Here is a 17,278-nt window from a genome sequence, read left to right on the forward strand (position 1 = left end):
AAGCCAGTTTAGGTGTTGTTGCTTGGATGAACCAAGTTGGACCGATTGAAGCCACCTTGCGTCTTTGAAACAGGGCCCTTTATTGGCCGGTGACCTGCTGATGAACACGGAGTGAATTGAGGCCAAGGAACTTCGCGAGATCTTCTTCGCAGAAGCCACTGTCCAAAAGCATGGCCGAAAGGTATGGCAAATAGGTGAAATCAGGAAACCAATTGGGCATGCCGCCGGTAATGTAATCCGTGCCCCAGCCGACGTGGTCTATCCCGACTGTATCGGCGAGTTTGTTGACAGCGTCTACAAATGCCTCCGCGCTATGGACGTTGCCTGCATAAGGGGAAACGGCCCATGTGCCGAGCACACCGCCGGTCTGGGCGATCAGTTGGGCAAACTCCTTAGAGTAGTAACGCGGATAGTCATAGAGATAGGACCCGAACTTCTTGGACTCGTATTTCATGAAGCCATGCGAAAACACGATCGGGTTTCCCGTCAGATTTGCCACCTGGTAAGCGCTTTCGAAACCGCAATGGGCGCAGTCAATCACCATATTGAGTTTTGATGCCTGTAAAACAGCATCACGTCCGAGCGGGGTCAAACCACCATAGTGCGGTTCGTCCTGTCCGTTATCGCCAAGGGCGTTCCCGACATAATGGAACAGGCAGAACTTGCGCACTCCGTCTTCATAGAGGGTGTCCAGGCGCGACGGGTCATCTTCCAGCATGTGCCCGCCCTCGGTCGAAAGCAGAAGTGCGAGTTTTCCGGAATCGAAAATCCTGTTTATGTCGTTGGAAGATGTTGCGATCTCCAACGGAAACATGTCAATCAGCTCGTGTAGCTGCTTCCACATATGCTGGTAGTACTCCCACGCTTCTCCTGGCGCCCAGTCCCGGCTCTTGTTGCCTGGCTTGGAGAAATCTATGAGCGGAAAGTCACCCGTAAAGTTGATATAGGCACACTTGTTTCCGCCCTTGATCATGTTCTCGATGTTTTTGCCCATGACCTCATCGCCGCTATATACAGACAGAGACATGCCAATTTTCTCAGCCGATATGCCGCGGGTCTCGAAAACGCCCAGATGATTGTGAAGGTCGATCACCGGAGTTTCAGCGATGACCTTTTTCGCACGCGCCAAGCTCTCTTCGGAAATCGCAGTGAGATCCAACGGCGCACCGTTTCTTTCATCCTCGGAAAGAGAGGCACCTTTTTCGGTGGTCGGATTCAACGAATAGTGTTCCATTTGAGTGGTCCTCAAGTGTAGTGATCGCATAGAGCAAGCAGGTTCATTTCTCTCACAACGCAGTTTTTGCTGTCAGGCCCTTTCACGCCAAACCGGGGCGTCCGGTCGGGTTCCGGACGGAGCCCCGCCGGTCGCGTATGCTGACGCCACACAGCTTTTCCGTGTGAACCACCGCGTGTAGAAAGTGAGAGATTTAAGGTGCAACTCCGATGCGGAAGCGCTCGACAGTCCGGGTCCCCTGAGCCGCTCAGTGCGTTTCAATGTCCCTTTCATTTTGGAAACAGGAATGTCAGTGCAAGGCGGCCTCTCAGCCCCTCAGGGCCATCGTCCGGGCTGACAGCCCAATAGCCTACACCGGCCTGAAGCTGTGCCTTCTGGTTACCGAAAGACACAAGCTTTGAAACTGCAGCATTGATCGGAACGGACCATTCGTCCGATGTCCAGTTGTAGGACGCCTCGGTGTTCAGCGAGAAGGTCCAGGCGCTGTCCGTCGAATACGACAAGAATGGCTGAAGAAACGTCAGATTAAGGTCCGGGACGTTTGACCTCGTGTCAGCAACGCCCCACTGATGATTCGCCAGCCCGCCCCAGGTTACCGTGCCACTCCCAACCTTTTCCTGAAACAGGAAAATACCGGTCGGACCAAGCCCCCATGTGCCTGATCCAAGGAAGGGGTCCGTGCTTGTTGCAAAGGTTGCAGCCGGGCCGACGCCATAGGTCAGCTCGCCAAGCGATGTTGCCGTCGAGGCAGGCGACAACCAGGCGCTCAAGAGCGAGTCTCCCAATCCGAATTGTGTACCTGATCTGGCTGCAATATCGTTTTGCCATATGACAGGCACGATCGTCCGTGTAATGAGATTAAGGTCATCCGTAAGAGCGAAAGGAACGACCGGCTGCACGTTCATTAGGATTTTCTGGCCGTTGTCTGGACCAAAACCCTGATCGTAGTTGAATTGAAACGGCACGCTGATCAGTGCGGCAATCGGGTTTGCGAGCTGTTTTGCCAGCTCCGCGTCATCGGCTGCGATGGCCTGCTGCGGTGACAGTCCCGTTGCGAGACATAATCCCAGCGCCCCTCCGAGGCCTGCACAGCGCTTGTTGCGAATGATCATAATATTGTCCCCGTTGGTATGGCCGTCCGTTTAAAGAGCGGCAGCACATCGATGCATGGTCGGCCAATTACTCGACCAGTTCGATCTCTCCCGGGCGCCAGGTCTTGTCGATCCAGGCTTGTTGAGGTCCGTACATGCGCAAGATGATGAACCAGCTTTTGCCCGGGATCGTCTGGAGCCAGTTACTCTCCATGCCATCGGGTGCTTTGGGCGCGAAATAGATATCGTAAGATCCGTCATCGTTCTTCTTCACACCGTCCGTCTGGCTGCCAAGCGTCGGAAACTTCTGATCCGTCTGGATGATTGACCGGGTTTGCGTGTCATAAAGCGTGACAGCCCAGAAATCTTTTGCCGGCGGGCCCTTGGGTATGGTCAGCTTGTAGGTTTTGGCCCCGTCGAGAACCGTTGCCCCCTTGGCCATGCCCGCAATCCCGTAATCGGAGCCGACGCCGGGCTTGGTCACGGCCATGGCAGGTGTGACTACTATGGCGTTGTAATGCATCCAAAGGCGCGCATCCGCGTTCAGCGCACCATTTGTCAGAAAGGTCGTGTTCTTGTCGGCAAAACCCATCACCCATTCACTGTCCGGACCATAAATCCGGTTACCGGGATCACGCGGATACACCGTGTTCGCCCGCGCATAGGCATTCCCGATTGCAACTGCGTCAGTCAGAAGGGCTTTCATGCGTTCATCCGGCAGGAAATCCTTCCCCTTGACGATGCCGATCTCGGCAATGCGCCCGCGTGTTTCAGGAGCGATGAACGCGATCGGTTCACGCTGCACAACATCGTTCAGCATTTCGTAGAAGCTTATGTCATTGGGCGGGATTGTCTGGTATTCCGCCATTTCGGAGACGTTGATAAACTCTGCGACCGGTGGAGCATCTGCCTTGGATAACGGGTAGGCGTTGAGATTGTCCTTCACGTTTGAAACCGCAGCTTCGAGACCGTCTTTCAGATAACCACGCATGAACACCCAGACGGCGTTTGTATCGGATTTCACAACAAAGTATCCGTCCGGCACATCGCCATCATAACCCGGCGGCAACACGAGATATTTGCCGCCTTTACCCTGATCCTGGCCAGCGACACCCAGATCGGCGAGATAGCGGAAATAGGCATCGTTCAACGCGCCCAGCATTCCTTGCGGCAATTCGATAACTGTCGGGCCATCACGCTCCAGATCAAGGAAGCTCCATGTGTAAAGCGTCGAAGTGTTGGCCGTCAGCACAAGCGGCTTGCCGGTGAGCAGGTCTTCGGCCATCAGAAACTTGTGGGGCGCATCCGAGCCGACCGCGACGCCACCCGCACGGAGTGCTTCCATGGAAACGATCGGGATCGTGTCAATGTAGACATCCACTGCACGGGCGCGGTCCACGTAGTCATAGACCGAAGTAACGGTGCCGTCCGTCGGCACGCCGTCAAAGAACTTCAGAGTTCCGAGCGAGGTATCCACCTCATTGGGCGTGGAGATCGCGGGCGGAATGTCGGTTGTCATCTGGAAGGTTGGCGTCTCGGCGACGGCAGGGGCGACAGCCAAGGATACGGAGGTGGCGAGCGCTGAGAGCCCAATCCGGATTTGATTTCTCATGTCATTGTCTCCGTCAATTCAGCTTGGAAATGGGTGTCATTGGAAAGCTTTGGTCAAAATAGGCCTGTTCCGGCCCGTAGAGCCTCAGATAGACAAAAAACGACTGGCCCGGGTTGGTCTGGATCCAGTTGCTGTCCTGCCCGTCAGGTGCTTGGGGCCCAAAATAGATGTCAACCGAGCCGTCATCGTTCGTCACCAGCCCTTCGGTGCGGGATGACCTGTCCGATCTCTTTGAGTCGTTTCGTATAATGAGCCGGTTTTCGATGTCGTAGACCGTGATCGACCAGAAGTTTGCCGCTGGCGGGTTCGGCCCGACAGTCAACTTGTAGTTTTGCTCTCCCATCAAGGCATCGCCATCAGCATCGTAGTAGGAGCCAAGGTAAGCGGACCCTTTGCCCGGAACGCGGGAGACCATGCCGGCACTGGTTGTTGTCGCTTCAAATCCGTAGGAGGCTCGCTCGTTGAACATGGAATATGTTGGCAAGTCGATCTTCGGGTTCATGCCGGCCATGGCATCCTCGAAGCCTGTGCCCTTGCCGTAAATGGCGGTTGGAAACATCTCGAGTGTCTTGTTGAAGGAGATGGCCTGGGACATGGCCATGCCGACATCAAGCCCGGCTTGCAGTATGTCTTTTTGGTCGTCCGTCGGTTGGAAGGGTTTGCCTCGTTCAATGCCCAGGTCTTTTAACCAGGCGTAGAAGAACCGGTCCCGTTCCGCCATTGGCTCGCGCTGGACGTAGGTGTTGACAAGCTCCCAGAATCGCATGTCACGTGGTTGGGTGTTCAACGCGGCCTGGTCGCCCGGTTTGGGTTCATATTTTACGAAGTCAGTTTCCGGTGGATTGGCGGCTTCGGAGAGCTTGTAGGCTTTCACGGCCGTGCGCAGATTTTTCACCTCGTCGCCCGTGCCCAGTGCGCGATAAAAGTAGAGCACCCTGAAAGTGTCCGACTGAATAATCGTTCCGTCAAAGTCAACCTGGGCGTCTTGACCCGGACCAACCAGCAAAAGCTTGCCCGGAACGCCGTTGATCTCATGGATCGGCTGCATCCAGGCATCGTTGATCACACCATAGATCTCGCCTGGCGGCAGCTCGATCACAATCGGGCCGGTCTTTGACAGATCCGACATTGCGAGTGTGTAGGGGGTTGTGACATTTGCCGTCATAAACGGGTAGACGCCATCATAGCCATCGTAAAGACCGAAGAAGATGCTTCCATCGTCCTCAAAGCCCATGTTCTGCAGCAAGGCCGGATAGAGCTGCTCGAAATTCATCATGGGCATTGCCCAGCTGGTCAGCTGGGTCGCACGTTGTTCAAGAAGCCGGCGATGGAGACCGTCAGCAGTTTTCCTGGTAATGGTCTGGTCCTGATACTCAAGGTCGCCGGCATAGGTCTTCTTGACTGACGCGCCGCTCTCCTGTGCGCTGACCTGTACACCAGCCGACGCTGAGATCAACAGCAGTCCTGCAGCAGTCAGGAGTTTCAAATAGTGCTTCACCATGGTTCTCCTGATCATTGCTCAGCGGCTTAACCAGCCTTCTTGATATCCGCGAGCTTGAATGACTTGTCGTAAAAGTTGTCTTTGGGACCGTAGAAACGGAACATGGCATAAGGGGCCTTCCCGGCAGTCGGGATCCAGTTGGCTTCAAGGCCCTCCGGTGCTTTTGGACCGAAGTAGAGAGTGACGCCACCATCGTCGTTCGTCGCCATCTTATCGATGTCGCGCGACGATAAGCCGGGAAGCATTTGTGGCGAATAAATAAATGCCCAGGTGTCGCGGTCGTAGACCGTAAGAGACCAGAACTGGTCGACCGGAACATCTTTCGGAACTGTGAGACTGTAGGTTTTGCCGGCTTCCATAAGGTCGCCATCTGCGTCCCTCATTGTCGCGATGTACATTGTCGCCGGTTTTTCTGCGACCTTGCTGGGGAAATAGGTTGCGCTGAACCATGGCCTGGTGGCGCGGGTCTCGTAGTCGAGATAGTTGTCAGTCTCCCACTGGAAGCCCTTGTTTTCGTCGGCGAAAAAGACATTGCGCCAACGACGATCGTCCCACCAGAGCTCGCCATCCCGGACGTCGGTGAATTCATGCTGCATGTAGTGATAGGCATCTATGGCCGCTTGCCGGAAGATCGCCTTGGTCTTCTCGTCCGGCGCGTAGGATTTGCCCTTTTCAATGCCGAGCGTCTTGAGCATTCCCAGCATAACCTTGTCGCGGGGCTGCACGTTTTCGACGTTGATGATGGCGTACAGGTCTTCAAACCAGCGCTCATCGTATCGTGCAAGGGTGGGCATTCGCATGTTGACCGGGTCAATGAATGTCGTCGGTGCCGGTTTTGGTTCTTCGCTGAGGAAGTTCATCTGTATCTGCTTGGCAAGCGCATAGGCATCCTGCTCGGTTCCATCTGGTGTAGGAACCGCGCGCAGGACCATGTCGATGCGAAAACTGGAACTTTCGATCTGCATCATGCCATCCGGCAATTTGCCGTTGAAACCGGGGGGCGTGAACAAAAGCGTTGCACCTTTGGCCTTGTCCACACCGATCGGGCCAATGTCGGCAATGGCAAAAAACTGGTGATCAACGACCTGACCAAAGAGGGAGGCTTTGTCGGTAGCAGCAGGTACCCGCATGACCACGGCGCCGTTGGTCAAGTTGGCCTGCGAGATTATGTAGGGCGTCGCATTGTTGGGGGTCAAAGCCTCGAAGAGTGGGGTCGCCGGGCCCGAAAATGCAAGAACGGTATTATCCTTGGCGCCAACCGCCTTTGCGCCGAGGTGAAAGCCATAGTTCGTAATCAATGGCATTGACCAGAGCACGGCCTCGAAGGCCCTATGATAAAGAACTTGGTCCTTGAAACTGTCGAAGTCTGAGAATGAAGGTTTTGCCTCAACGGCAGGTTTTCCCGCCAACGGCTCAGTCGGTGCTTCCTGAGCTATTGCAGAGACCGCTATCGTCGTCGCAAGTACACCAATAATAATTGTTTTCATAACACGTCTCCGCAGCGCAAAAACTAATAATTCGGCGGTTTCAGGCCGGCTCTCGGCTATCCTTCGACTGGCACGGCATCGCCGGGGCGCCAAGTCTTGTCGAACCACGGCTGAAGTGGGCCGTAGAGACGGAACAGCATGTTCCAGCCCTTCCCGGGGATTGTTTGAACCCAATTGTCCGCCATCCCCTCCGGCGCATCGGGGCCGAAATAGATGTCGTACGTTCCGTCGTCGTTTTGCTTGACCTTACCTTTGGCGCTTGAGACAGAAGGAAATTGCTGGTCGGTCTGAAGCATCGACCGAGTCTGGTTGTCGTAGACCACAAACGACCAGAAGTTTTTGGCCGGCACGTCTTTGGGCAAGGTAATCTTGTAGGTCTTGGAACCGTCAAGCTGATTGCCATTCTTGTCGAGATAAAGCATTGCATATTGCGACCCGGCGCCGACCGGAGCCTGTGTCATCGCCGGCGTGATACCTGTGGCGTAGAAATGAAACATTGCGCGGGCGTCTAGAATGCGTGCTCCGTTGTCATCGTTGAACAGGTAGCTGCCGCCGACGAAGGGCGTGGCCCAATAACTCTCGCCCGGATAGTAGTAGAACCGGTCTTCACGCGGTCTTGCCGCCAGAGCGCGCACTGCCGCAGCGCCGATGTTTGCGGCATCCGTAAGAATAGCCCGCATCCGATCGTCCGGTGCGAAATCCTTGCCCTTCTCGATGCCTATTGCGGCAAGCAGACCAAGCATTTCCGGGCCCAGAGGATCTCCGGGTTCCGCCTGGATGACGTCATTGATCTCCTCCCAATAGCGGAAGTCCATTGTGTGGATCGTGTTGAAAGGCTTGCCGGACACATCGACGAAGTTCATTTTCGGAGCCGTTTCCTTCTGACCGAGCGGGTAGATCTTGAAGGATTTCTCGGTGCCTTCGACCGCAGGTCCTGGGTCGCCGTCTTTCAGAAAGCCGCGCCACAGCACCCAGTTGCCGAATGTTCCTGACTGCGCAACCTGGTATCCATCCGGTATCTCGCCTTTGAAATCGGGCGGCAGCAAGAGAAACTTTCCACCCTTGCCCTTGTCCGGACCCGCATTTCCGAAATCGGCAACATAGTGAAACCAATAATCGTCAATGATACCGAGCACGTTGGGCGGAGTCTCGATGACGAGCGGCCCCGTATCCTGGGTGTCGACCCACATGAAGAAATAAACTGACGAGGTGTTGGGGGTCAGGAAAAGTGCCTTGGAATTCATGAGCTCTTTGAAGGCAAGAACCGTGTAGTTTGCCGGTCCGAATTCCAGCATCCCTTTCCTCATCCCATGCATGGAAGCAATCTGGATTGTGTTAAGGTAAGCGGTGACGGCCCGCGCATGATCGAGCGCGTCATAAGCAGCCTTGGCTGTCGCCTGGTCCGGGACACCATCTTTGAAATTGAGCGTTCCGATTGAGCTTTCAACACTGTCAGGTGCTGAAATTCCATCTGGGATTTCGGTTGTCATCTTCATTTTTGGGTTATCGGCAGCGGCATGCAACGGCAAGATGAACACGGCCAGTGCCGCTAGAAATTGCTTGATTGGCATGGCTATGCTCCCGTTAGAATTCACTCAGCCTAACCCGCTATCTTCTTGCGAACAGGCCATTTTGCGCCAAGACCATTTGACTTTGCGGTCTAATAGATCGCGATTTTTGCCCGGAGGGCCAAAACCGACCGAAGGCGCCGTTTTTCATACGGACCTGGACCTGAAACAGTCGATAGTCGCGGGTCAATCGCGTGATCGGGTCTCCGGTCAACTGTCCCGATTTTTACCAATCGTCAGAAATGATCCCGGCGGCCCCATGCGAATGTCGAAACGAATGGCGGCAATGCGAATGGCAAGGGCCGATCCGAAAGCGATAAGCTCGGCGGCCCCGTCTGGAAGACTGGTATGGAGAAGCAAAATGTAAATGCCGGCGCCAGCGAGCGCAGCCGTTGCATAGAGTTGTCCGCCGAGGATCATGGGTTTGGTGTTGGTGATGACATCGCGGATTACGCCGCCACCGGTTGCCGTGAGCATGCCCATGAACATGGCGACCGGCCATGAAACTCCCATCTGCAAAGCGATGTGACATCCCGCAACGCAGAAAGCAGCAAGACCGAGCGTGTCGCCCCAGACCATTCCGCGCCTGCGCAAAATTTCTGCCGTGATGAAGAAGAACGTGATGAAGGACACAACGACGCAAAGAATTAACTCGGTTGGATCAGTGGTCCAGAAGACCTGCCGTCCCAAGATGATGTCGCGTAGCGTTCCACCGCCAATGCCGGTGATGGTCCCGATCAGAATGAAGCCAATCAAGTCCATCTTGTACTTGCCGGCGGTGAGAGCGCCGCTGATCGAGAAGACGACGTCCCCGAAATAATTGATCCCGTTGATAAAGGGATTGAGGGGGTCCAAACCGTCCATCAGGCCGAACTTTCCTCCAATAGTTCCGGAGCAAGCTTGTGCACGAGCCTCAGGATTGGCGAGGCTGAGCGATCTTGCGTGCCGATGCAGGCATCCAGGCGATTGTTGAGTTCAGTGTCCGAGAGGCAGTCCGCGGCTCGGATGGTTGTCAGCTTTGAAACAGGCTGTGTTCCCGTCCAGGAGCCTATAGCAGAGAGGTTGTAGCGCCAGCCAACAGCCTGCAGGAGAAAACGAAGCTTGGGAAATTCCTCCAGCCAGACATAGCCCTTGCATCGGTAAACGTCCGAGGGAAGAGCAGCGATAGTTTGCTCTAGCATCGGCAACGAAAGCGGTCTTGCGCTGGTCCAGGTGTGGGCGCTCAATCCATGACCTGATTGCGATGTGTCCTTGGGTGCTTTGCCTTGTGAGTTCACCGGTTCCAGCACTGTCGCCAAAGGCAGCGCTCCTCTGGGAGCATCAAGGATTGGAGCGCCGGGTGCCCATTTGCCAATACTCGATCGAATGGATGCTGTGCTGGCCTGACTTGTCAGGTCCGTCTTGCTCAGCACAACAAGATCGGCTGAACGAAGCTGGTCCCGGGTCAGATTGCCAGCGACACCATCGAGATCATCAAAGGTTAGGGCATCCACAACGACGAGGACCGACGACAGCGAAAAGACCGACCGCAAATCAGTTTCCAGAAACGTTGCCAGAACAGGACCAGGTGCGGAAACACCGCTGAGTTCGACGATCACGGCTTCCGGCTGCGGTTCGCGGGTCAAAAGCTCGGCGCAGGCGTTCGCAAGATCATCCCGTATTGTGCAGCAGACGCAGCCATTGGCCAGCGCGACGGTGCTGCCTTTGACACTGACGACCAGATCCGCATCTAGGTTCATGGCGCCAAAGTCGTTGACAAGCGCTGCTATGCGAAGCCCGCCAGCCTGCCGGATCAGACCGTTTACCAGCGTTGTCTTGCCGGCACCGAGAAATCCGCCGACGACTATCACGGGGATGCGCTCGTCTCGTGTCACGCGGCCAATCCCTTGCCGTAGACGGGCTGACCGGGAAACACATCGTCAACGGTTTCACCTTGGCGTACAACGAGCGTACCGTTCACGAGCACATAAGGAATGCCTGTTGAGGGAAGGCCGCCATCCTGCATGGTGGCGTTGTCAGTCACCATGTCCGGGTCGAAAAGCGTGATGTCGGCGTCCATACCGATCTGGATACGGCCCTTTTGCGCCATGCCCGGCACACCGTTTTCCTGCAGGAAATCGGCGATGAAGTAGCTCATCTTTCCAATTGCGTTCATCAGGGAAACGGAAACGGTCCCCTCGCGTACCCAACGCAACAGCCGCGCATGACTGCCTGCACCGCGCGGATGTCCGTTAACGGCATCAAAGGGTGTGTTCCAGTCAAGGGCGACCTCGCCGGTGGTTCGCAGGTTGTATGGGAATGCATCGGAGCCGAGAACGGTTTGCTCGTCCGACAATGCCATGTGCACGGTTTCTTCCGTTGCGTTGTAGAACAAGATACTTGTGCCGGGTGCCGTCTTCACAAGCTCCGCATAGCGTTCCTCCGTCAGCGGCGTCATGGTGGCCGTTTCGATGATGTCCTTGTAGTCGCGGCCCATATTGGGTCCGTAGTTGTCAGGATGGAGGTAGTCGGCGCCGACGATCGAGCCTCCGAAATCATAGGGATAAACCTCTGCAAGCACGTTTATGCCCTTGGCACGCGCGCGATTGATCAACTCCAGAGCGGCAGCTGTATCGTTGAGCGTTTGGGCGGTGATGTGCTGCACCACCAGACCACCGCCATAAACTTCCTGTGGGCCCATCATTTCAAGCGTGCCCAAAATTCCGCTGGCCGGCGGCATCTGGCTTGAAAAGCGCCCATGCAAATAGACGGAATGTCCATTCTGGCCGGCAAGTTTCTGGCAAATCATGGATTCCTGCTGCGTGCAGCCGGCAACCATATACCCGACCGCGTGGCCGATCCCGATCGCACCCTCGTCCAGGCCTTCGCGAAGTTTACTTTCGAACATCTTGAGGTCGCTGGCGGACGCTTTCTGTGTCGACCAGCTCATGGTTGTGTTGGCGCCACCTGCCATCAGATCGTACAGAAAGTCGCCAGCGTAGCGGGTCGTATAGGCGGGGTTGAATATGTGTTCACGCACCGGGATCGAACCGACCGAAGCACCATAATTCGTTCGGCATTTGCCCTTGAGCGCATCGTACCAGTCCCGAACCGAGGTAATTCCGGCCTCCAGTTCCAGAGGCGTCGTGACGCCGTCGCGAAGTGCCAGTTTCTCGCCAAACGGGACACCGGAATTATGATGGTGCATGTCAATGAAGCCGGGACAAACCACCAGGCCACTCGCGTCGATTTCCTCGGTACCTGAAACATTTTCGGATGTGATGGCGGAAATGGTGCCGTTCCTAATGCCCACGTTCATGCGAGCATCGGTAGCTGTTTCAGGATCCATGATACGACCGTCTTTGATCACCACATCGTAGATTTCTACAGCCACTGGTTTTCTCCCGCCATTTTTCCTCTTCCAAAGGAAACCTAGCAGGTCAAAAGATCGTGCTCCGGCCATTTTGCGCCAATAATAATACCCGCTATCGAGTAAGATCTATAGTGAAATTTACCGATTAAAAATATTAATCAAAGTCGGCAAAAGAAATACTTAGACTGAGTGAGTGTTCCTTCTTTGTTTTTTGTCGCGCTGTAAGATTGAAATGGGAAATTATTTTGATTTGTATCAATTGAGAAATTTTACGCTGCGTTACTAATATGACCACGAGCTTCGCTATAGTATCAAATCTCTTTTTTCAATCAAAGCTGGCAGGAACTGACATGAGCGTTAAGAAAGTCAGGGTCGCTCGAGGAGCATTTTATAGCCACTTCATCGATGAGTTTGAGCGACGCGGTGGCCCTGTCCAGACCTGGATGGAAGATGCCGGACTTCCGCTGGTGATGCGTGAGGACCCTGACAGCTACGTCTCTTCTTCCGCATTCTGGTCGTTTCTTTCAAGGGCGGAGAAAAACATAGGCGAAGTGGAAGCAACAGGAAACGCAGTACGATCCCTGCGGCTTGGGACTTTTTCCTTGCCGACCCGGACAGCCATCAGCACCGCGCCGACATTGATTTCTGGGCTGCAACAGCTTGTTCAGTGGTGCCCCCATGAAAACAGCGATCGCAGTCTCTGGCTGGACAACAGGCACCCGGAATACATTAGGGTGTTTTCGTCTAGTGCATTCTCCAAACTGGGATACCACGCAAACTATCTTCAAAACTGGGCGGCCATAGAGGTTGTTCGCCATTTTGCGGGTTCATCGTGGGTGCCTGCGGAGATTGCCTTTCAGTCGAAGCTTCCGCCGGACGAGCGCTTTTATGAAGATGTGGTTGGTGCGAGATTGTTCGAAGGGCAGACGTCGGCCTGGATTTCGATACCCAAGAAGCAGGTTGCAAGGATGTTGTCGGCGTCAACGGTTCTGAACATGGTGCAAGCTGCTGCGGGAAGTGTTGCGATGGCCGACAATGAGGCTATCAGGGAGCTTCTCAAGGCATTTATCCGTGACGGCAAAAGTGTTTCCGTCGAACAGGCAGCAGAGTGGTGCGGACTGAGCTTGAGAACGCTGCAGCGACTGCTCACCAAAACGGGATCTTCATTCCGCAGCCTTTTGCATGAGGCGCGATGCGAAATCGCGACAGAGCATCTGATGGACGGCGACACACGCGTCATCGATGTTGCGATGGCACTCGGTTATCAGGATTCTTCGCATTTCACTCGGGCTTTCAGAAAGGTCACCGGGCTGACACCCACGGAATTTCAGCGGCAGCTTCAAAAAAGAGCTGGCAATCCTCTCCATTGAGCGTCGGAGAGCAAGCAGCCAGCTTGCGAGAAACCCGAGTATTGTTGCGCCTTATCTCTTTCAATTTGCGCCGATGGCGTAAAATGGCCGGACACCGGCTTGTATCACATTATTGTCAAAACTAGGCCTTCGGAGCGCAACGACCTTCTCTTCTTGTCATTCGTTTCCGGTGAGCTGACCGGATTCAAGCAAGCGTGCAAAATGACTGAAACAAGTATCCTCAAGGTTATCGGATTGATTTTTCTCGGTGTCGGTCTTTCGGCGCCTGCAATGGCGGCCGATCCGCCAGCAAACCTTCCTTTCGAACAGTCTCACGGATGGAAGTTCAGCGCAGATGTTTATGCGTGGCTGCCGCAGATCGACATGGAAACTGCTGCCGGAGACGAAATGACCTTGCCTTTGTGGCAAATCTTGCAAAATCTCAATTTTACCGCAATGGGAGGCATTTCTGCACAGAACGGCAGGTTCGGCGGATTTTCCGACTTCCTCTACATGAACTTGCAGGGCACGCGAAACTCAACAGGTAATCTGATTGGCAGGCCCGTTGAAACCGGCGTTGGCATTGCCATGCAGGCGTTTGTGAACACGACGGCGGTCAGCTATTCCTTTGTGCAAAATGAACACTCCGAAATCAAGGCATTCGCGGGGGCACGGTATCTCTGGCTTGAATCTGATTTTAGCTTCAACATCGGTGGTGTCGGAAGCGAGGTCCTTGGCCAGGGCCATGTGATTGACGGGATAGTCGGTCTCCGCGGTCAAACCGACATCGCAAAAAACTATTTCATTACATATTATGCTGACGTAGGTACAGGTCAGAGCGACATCACCTGGCAGGCGCTGGCCGGTGTCGGCTACAGGTTCAAGAAATTCGATGCCATCCTTGGCTACCGGTATCTGGGATGGGATTTCGACAGCAAGGCAAACCTTGACAGTCTGGACATTCATGGACCCATGATCGGTATCAAAGTCAATTTCTGATGACTGGGAAGCGCATATCGGAACCGCACCTTCTGATCACGATTGTCGCAACGCTATCGCTGGCCTTGCTGAATGCCTGCGCGAGTGTCCCGGTTGATATCATTGGTGTCGATAATCCGCGCAATTCGGCAGCTGAGACGGTCGGTGCCGTAAAACAGACCATCTATGTTGCGACGACGCGAGCACGCTCCGAAGATCCGGCAATTCTATATACAATCGACAGAAACCCGGGAACACTGGAGTTCGCGAAGGTCGATATCTATATTCCCCCCAATCACAAGCCAGGTCATGTGGAGCGTCCGAAATCAGTTCCGCCGGATCCGGAAAACGAATTTGTCATTCTAGACCCTTATGTCTTCAAGGATAAACGGGCCTTCCAGGCGGACTTGAACCGAACCCTCGCCGCAAGACCGAATGGTCCGGCAAGAGACACGCTGCTGTTTGTGCACGGCTTCAATACCGATTTTCCTGCCGCCTTGATGCGCGGTGCTCAGTTTACGCATGATTCAGGCTTTCAAGGTGTGCCGATTGTGTTTTCCTGGGCGTCGTATGGCAAAACGCTGGAATATGTCTATGACCTGAACAGCGCGTTGCATGCACGCGACGATCTGATTGAGGCGGCAAGCGCGATTGCCTCGTCAAAGACCACGGGCGCCAACCTAGTCGCTCATTCCATGGGCAATCTGCTAACCGTCGAAGCCCTAAGGCAAGCTGAAATAACCGGCGGTATCAATCGGTCTGGCAAACTCAGGAATGTCATCCTGGCGTCTCCAGACATTGATGCAGAATTGTTTGCAAAGCAGCTTAAACCGTTTCCGAGATCGGCGCGCAAGTTTTATGTTCTGATATCAGCAGACGACAAGGCCTTGGCCGTTTCCAGAAAGATCGCCGGCGGTGTCGACCGTGTTGGGGACGAACCGGCAAACGAGTTGGAAAAACTCGGTGTAACCGTAATCGATCTTTCAAAGGTCAAGGACACATCCAGCCTCAATCATACCAAGTTCGCGGATTCGCCTGAAATCGTGAAACTGATTGGCACACGAATGAACGATGGCGACTCTTTTGATCCCGGCGTTCCGGCTGGCCCATTGAGAAATGCCGGAAACATAGCAAACGCCGTTGTCGGCAGCGCGTTCGGTGGCGGTATTTTGGTAATTCAATGAAGTGATCGGCGTGAGGCGCAAAGCCGATACTTAAACGCCCCGGCGAAGGAAAACTTCGTCTGGCATATCGACGGTTTTTGACCTGCGCAACAAACTTCAGCTTTCAAGATCATACCTCGAAACAGCGCACGCCCGACATGGGGTGCAAAGCAGTCGTTGGACGAATTGATAACCAACGACTGCTTCGGGCCGATTCCTGACTTGGTCACTTCCGGCCCAGAGCTGTCTTTGGTGTCTCGTGCAACAAACATCCGCTTTGAGCCCAACTTGGTCATCCATATCTGCGCCGGACCATCCAGATTCACGACATTTCTGACTTTGATCGAATATTAAGGAGCTTTTCGGATATTTCGAATGCTGCCATTCGGCAGGTCATCAATCCAGACAGTCAAACCTCGGAATCACATCAAGGACGTCGAGAACCGGTTCCCCGTCCTGTTTCGTTGGCATTCTTCCTTCATTGAACAAGGACGCATACCCGTGAACAAATGCCCAGCGCATGAGTTGGGTTAGAAGATCCTCTGTATCCGGGCCAAGCCTTGGCCCGCGTTTTTCCCACTATATCTATCGGTCCAACTCCAATACATTGAATACGTATTTCGGTGGGTTGCGCCGGGGGTCGGAAACGCTCAGTACGGCTTCTTGCCCTTCGCGTGCTATCCATACAGGTCGGTGGATTGGCAGGAGGCGCCGGCGTCTGCTAGCTTTTCAAACAACGAAAAGGCATCTGACAGCGCACGTTAATCGAGTCAGCTTTGCCTTTGCCAAGTTTCTTCAAAGGATGTGCACGACATGGATCTGGGGCTAAGAGGTAAGAGCGCGCTAGTGACCGGTGCAACAAGGGGAATTGGGCGGTGCTGCGCCGAGATTTTTGCAGCCGAAGGTGCCAACATCGCGATTTGCGCACGCCATCACGACGAGGTGGACGAAACTGTCGCGGCACTGAAAAGAGAGAACGTCCAGGCGCGCGGTCAGGTGCTTGACGTTTCCGAAAAGGCGGCTCTTGAAGAGTTCGTGGCATCATCGGCTGAAGCGTTCGGAGGGCTCGATATCATTGTTGCCAATGCATCTGCACTGGCCATGTCAGACGACGAGGAAGCCTGGCGCACCAGCTACGAAATTGATCTCATGCATACTGTCAGTTTGGTCAATTCAGCGATGCCTTGGCTGGAGCGTTCTAGTGCGGCGTCAATCACTGCAATTTCCAGCGTGTCAGGGCGTGAGATCGATCCCAGCGGCCCAGCATACGGCGCGTTCAAGGCTGCGCTCGTCCACTACATGCACGGCCTTGCGGTCAAACTGGCGGACAAGAGTATCCGTGCCAATACCGTCTCACCGGGCACTACCTATTTCCGGAGCGGAATTTGGCACAGGATCGAAAGGGAAACACCCGACGTTTTTGCCAGTGCCCTCGTGCGCAATCCGACCGGACGGATGGCGCGACCAGAGGAAATTGCGCGCGGCGTGGTATTTCTTGCAAGCCCTGCTTCCTCCTTCACGACCGGGACGAACCTGATCATCGACGGAGCTTTGACGCGTGGGGTTCAGCTTTGAAACTCTAGACAATTTCCGAATGGCAAGCCGGTGCGATTGAGTCATTTCGGAACAACCCGAACTAGTGGCTCACAGCTTCATGCCAGAACACCCGGCCAATATTCCCACGGCAATTCATTGAACCGAGATGTTGGACGGCGGCTTTGTCCGCAGTGAGGAGCTTCGTTCAAACCGCAGCAAAAGTCCGATTCCCGCCCGGATCAGACACCGCTGTTCCGGCCCATTGCGGTCATAGGCAGTGGTCTCAATCAATGGCAGTTTTGCGCCCTAACTCCGAACTTTATGCACGCCCAAGTTTGTGCCCGACAGCAGACATCAATTGAGGCGTGGTGATTTACAAGATAGGCCTTAAGCCAGACTTCGGAGGA

At 54.5% G+C, this 17,278-nt stretch carries 13 protein-coding genes; 4 read left to right on the top strand and 9 right to left on the bottom strand.

What is annotated here, in order from left to right:
* Positions 1-79 precede the first annotated feature (79 nt).
* From RDA78_RS02430 to RDA78_RS02470, 9 genes are all read right to left on the bottom strand, one after another.
* Positions 80-1,234 (bottom strand): dipeptidase, encoded by a 1,155-nt coding sequence (locus tag RDA78_RS02430; RefSeq protein WP_434053785.1) that lies wholly within the window; start codon positions 1,232-1,234, stop codon positions 80-82.
* 269 nt (positions 1,235-1,503) lie between these two features.
* A complete protein-coding gene (locus tag RDA78_RS02435) occupies positions 1,504-2,346 on the bottom strand; it encodes a transporter (RefSeq protein WP_434053786.1) in 843 nt (280 codons plus the stop codon).
* A 67-nt stretch (positions 2,347-2,413) separates the two neighbouring features.
* Positions 2,414-3,937 (bottom strand): DUF1254 domain-containing protein, encoded by a 1,524-nt coding sequence (locus RDA78_RS02440; RefSeq protein ID WP_434053787.1) that lies wholly within the window; start codon positions 3,935-3,937, stop codon positions 2,414-2,416.
* A gap of 13 nt (positions 3,938-3,950) precedes the next feature.
* Positions 3,951-5,435, bottom strand: coding sequence for a DUF1214 domain-containing protein (locus RDA78_RS02445; RefSeq protein WP_434053788.1), 1,485 nt, complete (start codon positions 5,433-5,435; stop codon positions 3,951-3,953).
* Positions 5,436-5,464: 29 nt separating this feature from the next.
* On the bottom strand, positions 5,465-6,925 hold the full coding sequence (locus RDA78_RS02450) for a DUF1254 domain-containing protein (RefSeq protein ID WP_434053789.1): 1,461 nt from the start codon (positions 6,923-6,925) through the stop codon (positions 5,465-5,467).
* A 56-nt stretch (positions 6,926-6,981) separates the two neighbouring features.
* The gene (locus tag RDA78_RS02455; protein WP_434053790.1) at positions 6,982-8,496 is read right to left on the bottom strand and encodes a DUF1254 domain-containing protein; all 1,515 of its coding nucleotides are present in this window, start codon (positions 8,494-8,496) and stop codon (positions 6,982-6,984) included.
* A gap of 207 nt (positions 8,497-8,703) precedes the next feature.
* Positions 8,704-9,357: a trimeric intracellular cation channel family protein gene (locus RDA78_RS02460; RefSeq protein ID WP_434053791.1), complete on the bottom strand. Its 654-nt coding sequence runs from the start codon at positions 9,355-9,357 to the stop codon at positions 8,704-8,706.
* On the bottom strand, positions 9,357-10,367 hold the full coding sequence (locus RDA78_RS02465; RefSeq protein WP_434053792.1) for a CobW family GTP-binding protein: 1,011 nt from the start codon (positions 10,365-10,367) through the stop codon (positions 9,357-9,359). The genes RDA78_RS02460 and RDA78_RS02465 overlap by 1 nt, the downstream gene beginning before the upstream one ends.
* Complete coding sequence (locus tag RDA78_RS02470) at positions 10,364-11,866, bottom strand: amidohydrolase family protein (protein ID WP_434053793.1); 1,503 nt, start codon at positions 11,864-11,866, stop codon at positions 10,364-10,366. The genes RDA78_RS02465 and RDA78_RS02470 overlap by 4 nt, the downstream gene beginning before the upstream one ends.
* 266 nt (positions 11,867-12,132) lie before the next feature.
* Between RDA78_RS02470 and RDA78_RS02475 the strand changes: the two genes are divergently transcribed.
* The 4 genes from RDA78_RS02475 to RDA78_RS02490 all read left to right on the top strand — a co-directional run bounded on the left by RDA78_RS02475 (position 12,133) and on the right by RDA78_RS02490 (position 16,910).
* Entirely contained in the window at positions 12,133-13,215 is a 1,083-nt protein-coding gene (locus RDA78_RS02475; RefSeq protein ID WP_434053794.1) for a helix-turn-helix domain-containing protein, read from the top strand.
* Positions 13,216-13,314: 99 nt separating this feature from the next.
* Positions 13,315-14,193 (top strand): hypothetical protein, encoded by an 879-nt coding sequence (locus RDA78_RS02480; RefSeq protein WP_434053795.1) that lies wholly within the window; start codon positions 13,315-13,317, stop codon positions 14,191-14,193.
* Positions 14,193-15,356: an alpha/beta hydrolase gene (locus tag RDA78_RS02485; protein WP_434053796.1), complete on the top strand. Its 1,164-nt coding sequence runs from the start codon at positions 14,193-14,195 to the stop codon at positions 15,354-15,356. The genes RDA78_RS02480 and RDA78_RS02485 overlap by 1 nt, the downstream gene beginning before the upstream one ends.
* Positions 15,357-16,148: 792 nt before the next feature.
* A complete protein-coding gene (locus tag RDA78_RS02490; RefSeq protein WP_434053797.1) occupies positions 16,149-16,910 on the top strand; it encodes an SDR family NAD(P)-dependent oxidoreductase in 762 nt (253 codons plus the stop codon).
* Positions 16,911-17,278: the final 368 nt, after the last annotated feature.

The sequence above is a fragment of the Roseibium sp. genome (genome assembly GCF_051016195.1).
In the GTDB taxonomy this organism is placed as follows: Bacteria; Pseudomonadota; Alphaproteobacteria; order Rhizobiales; family Stappiaceae; genus Roseibium.

Coding starts and splice junctions, on each gene's coding strand:
- RDA78_RS02440 (WP_434053787.1), bottom strand. CDS start 3,937: ATGAGAAATCAAATCCGGATTGGGCTCTCAGCGCTCGCCACCTCCGTA.
- RDA78_RS02490 (WP_434053797.1), top strand. CDS start 16,149: ATGGATCTGGGGCTAAGAGGTAAGAGCGCGCTAGTGACCGGTGCAACA.
- RDA78_RS02435 (WP_434053786.1), bottom strand. CDS start 2,346: ATGATCATTCGCAACAAGCGCTGTGCAGGCCTCGGAGGGGCGCTGGGA.
- RDA78_RS02485 (WP_434053796.1), top strand. CDS start 14,193: ATGACTGGGAAGCGCATATCGGAACCGCACCTTCTGATCACGATTGTC.
- RDA78_RS02460 (WP_434053791.1), bottom strand. CDS start 9,357: ATGGACGGTTTGGACCCCCTCAATCCCTTTATCAACGGGATCAATTAT.
- RDA78_RS02455 (WP_434053790.1), bottom strand. CDS start 8,496: ATGCCAATCAAGCAATTTCTAGCGGCACTGGCCGTGTTCATCTTGCCG.
- RDA78_RS02475 (WP_434053794.1), top strand. CDS start 12,133: ATGACCACGAGCTTCGCTATAGTATCAAATCTCTTTTTTCAATCAAAG.
- RDA78_RS02430 (WP_434053785.1), bottom strand. CDS start 1,234: ATGGAACACTATTCGTTGAATCCGACCACCGAAAAAGGTGCCTCTCTT.
- RDA78_RS02450 (WP_434053789.1), bottom strand. CDS start 6,925: ATGAAAACAATTATTATTGGTGTACTTGCGACGACGATAGCGGTCTCT.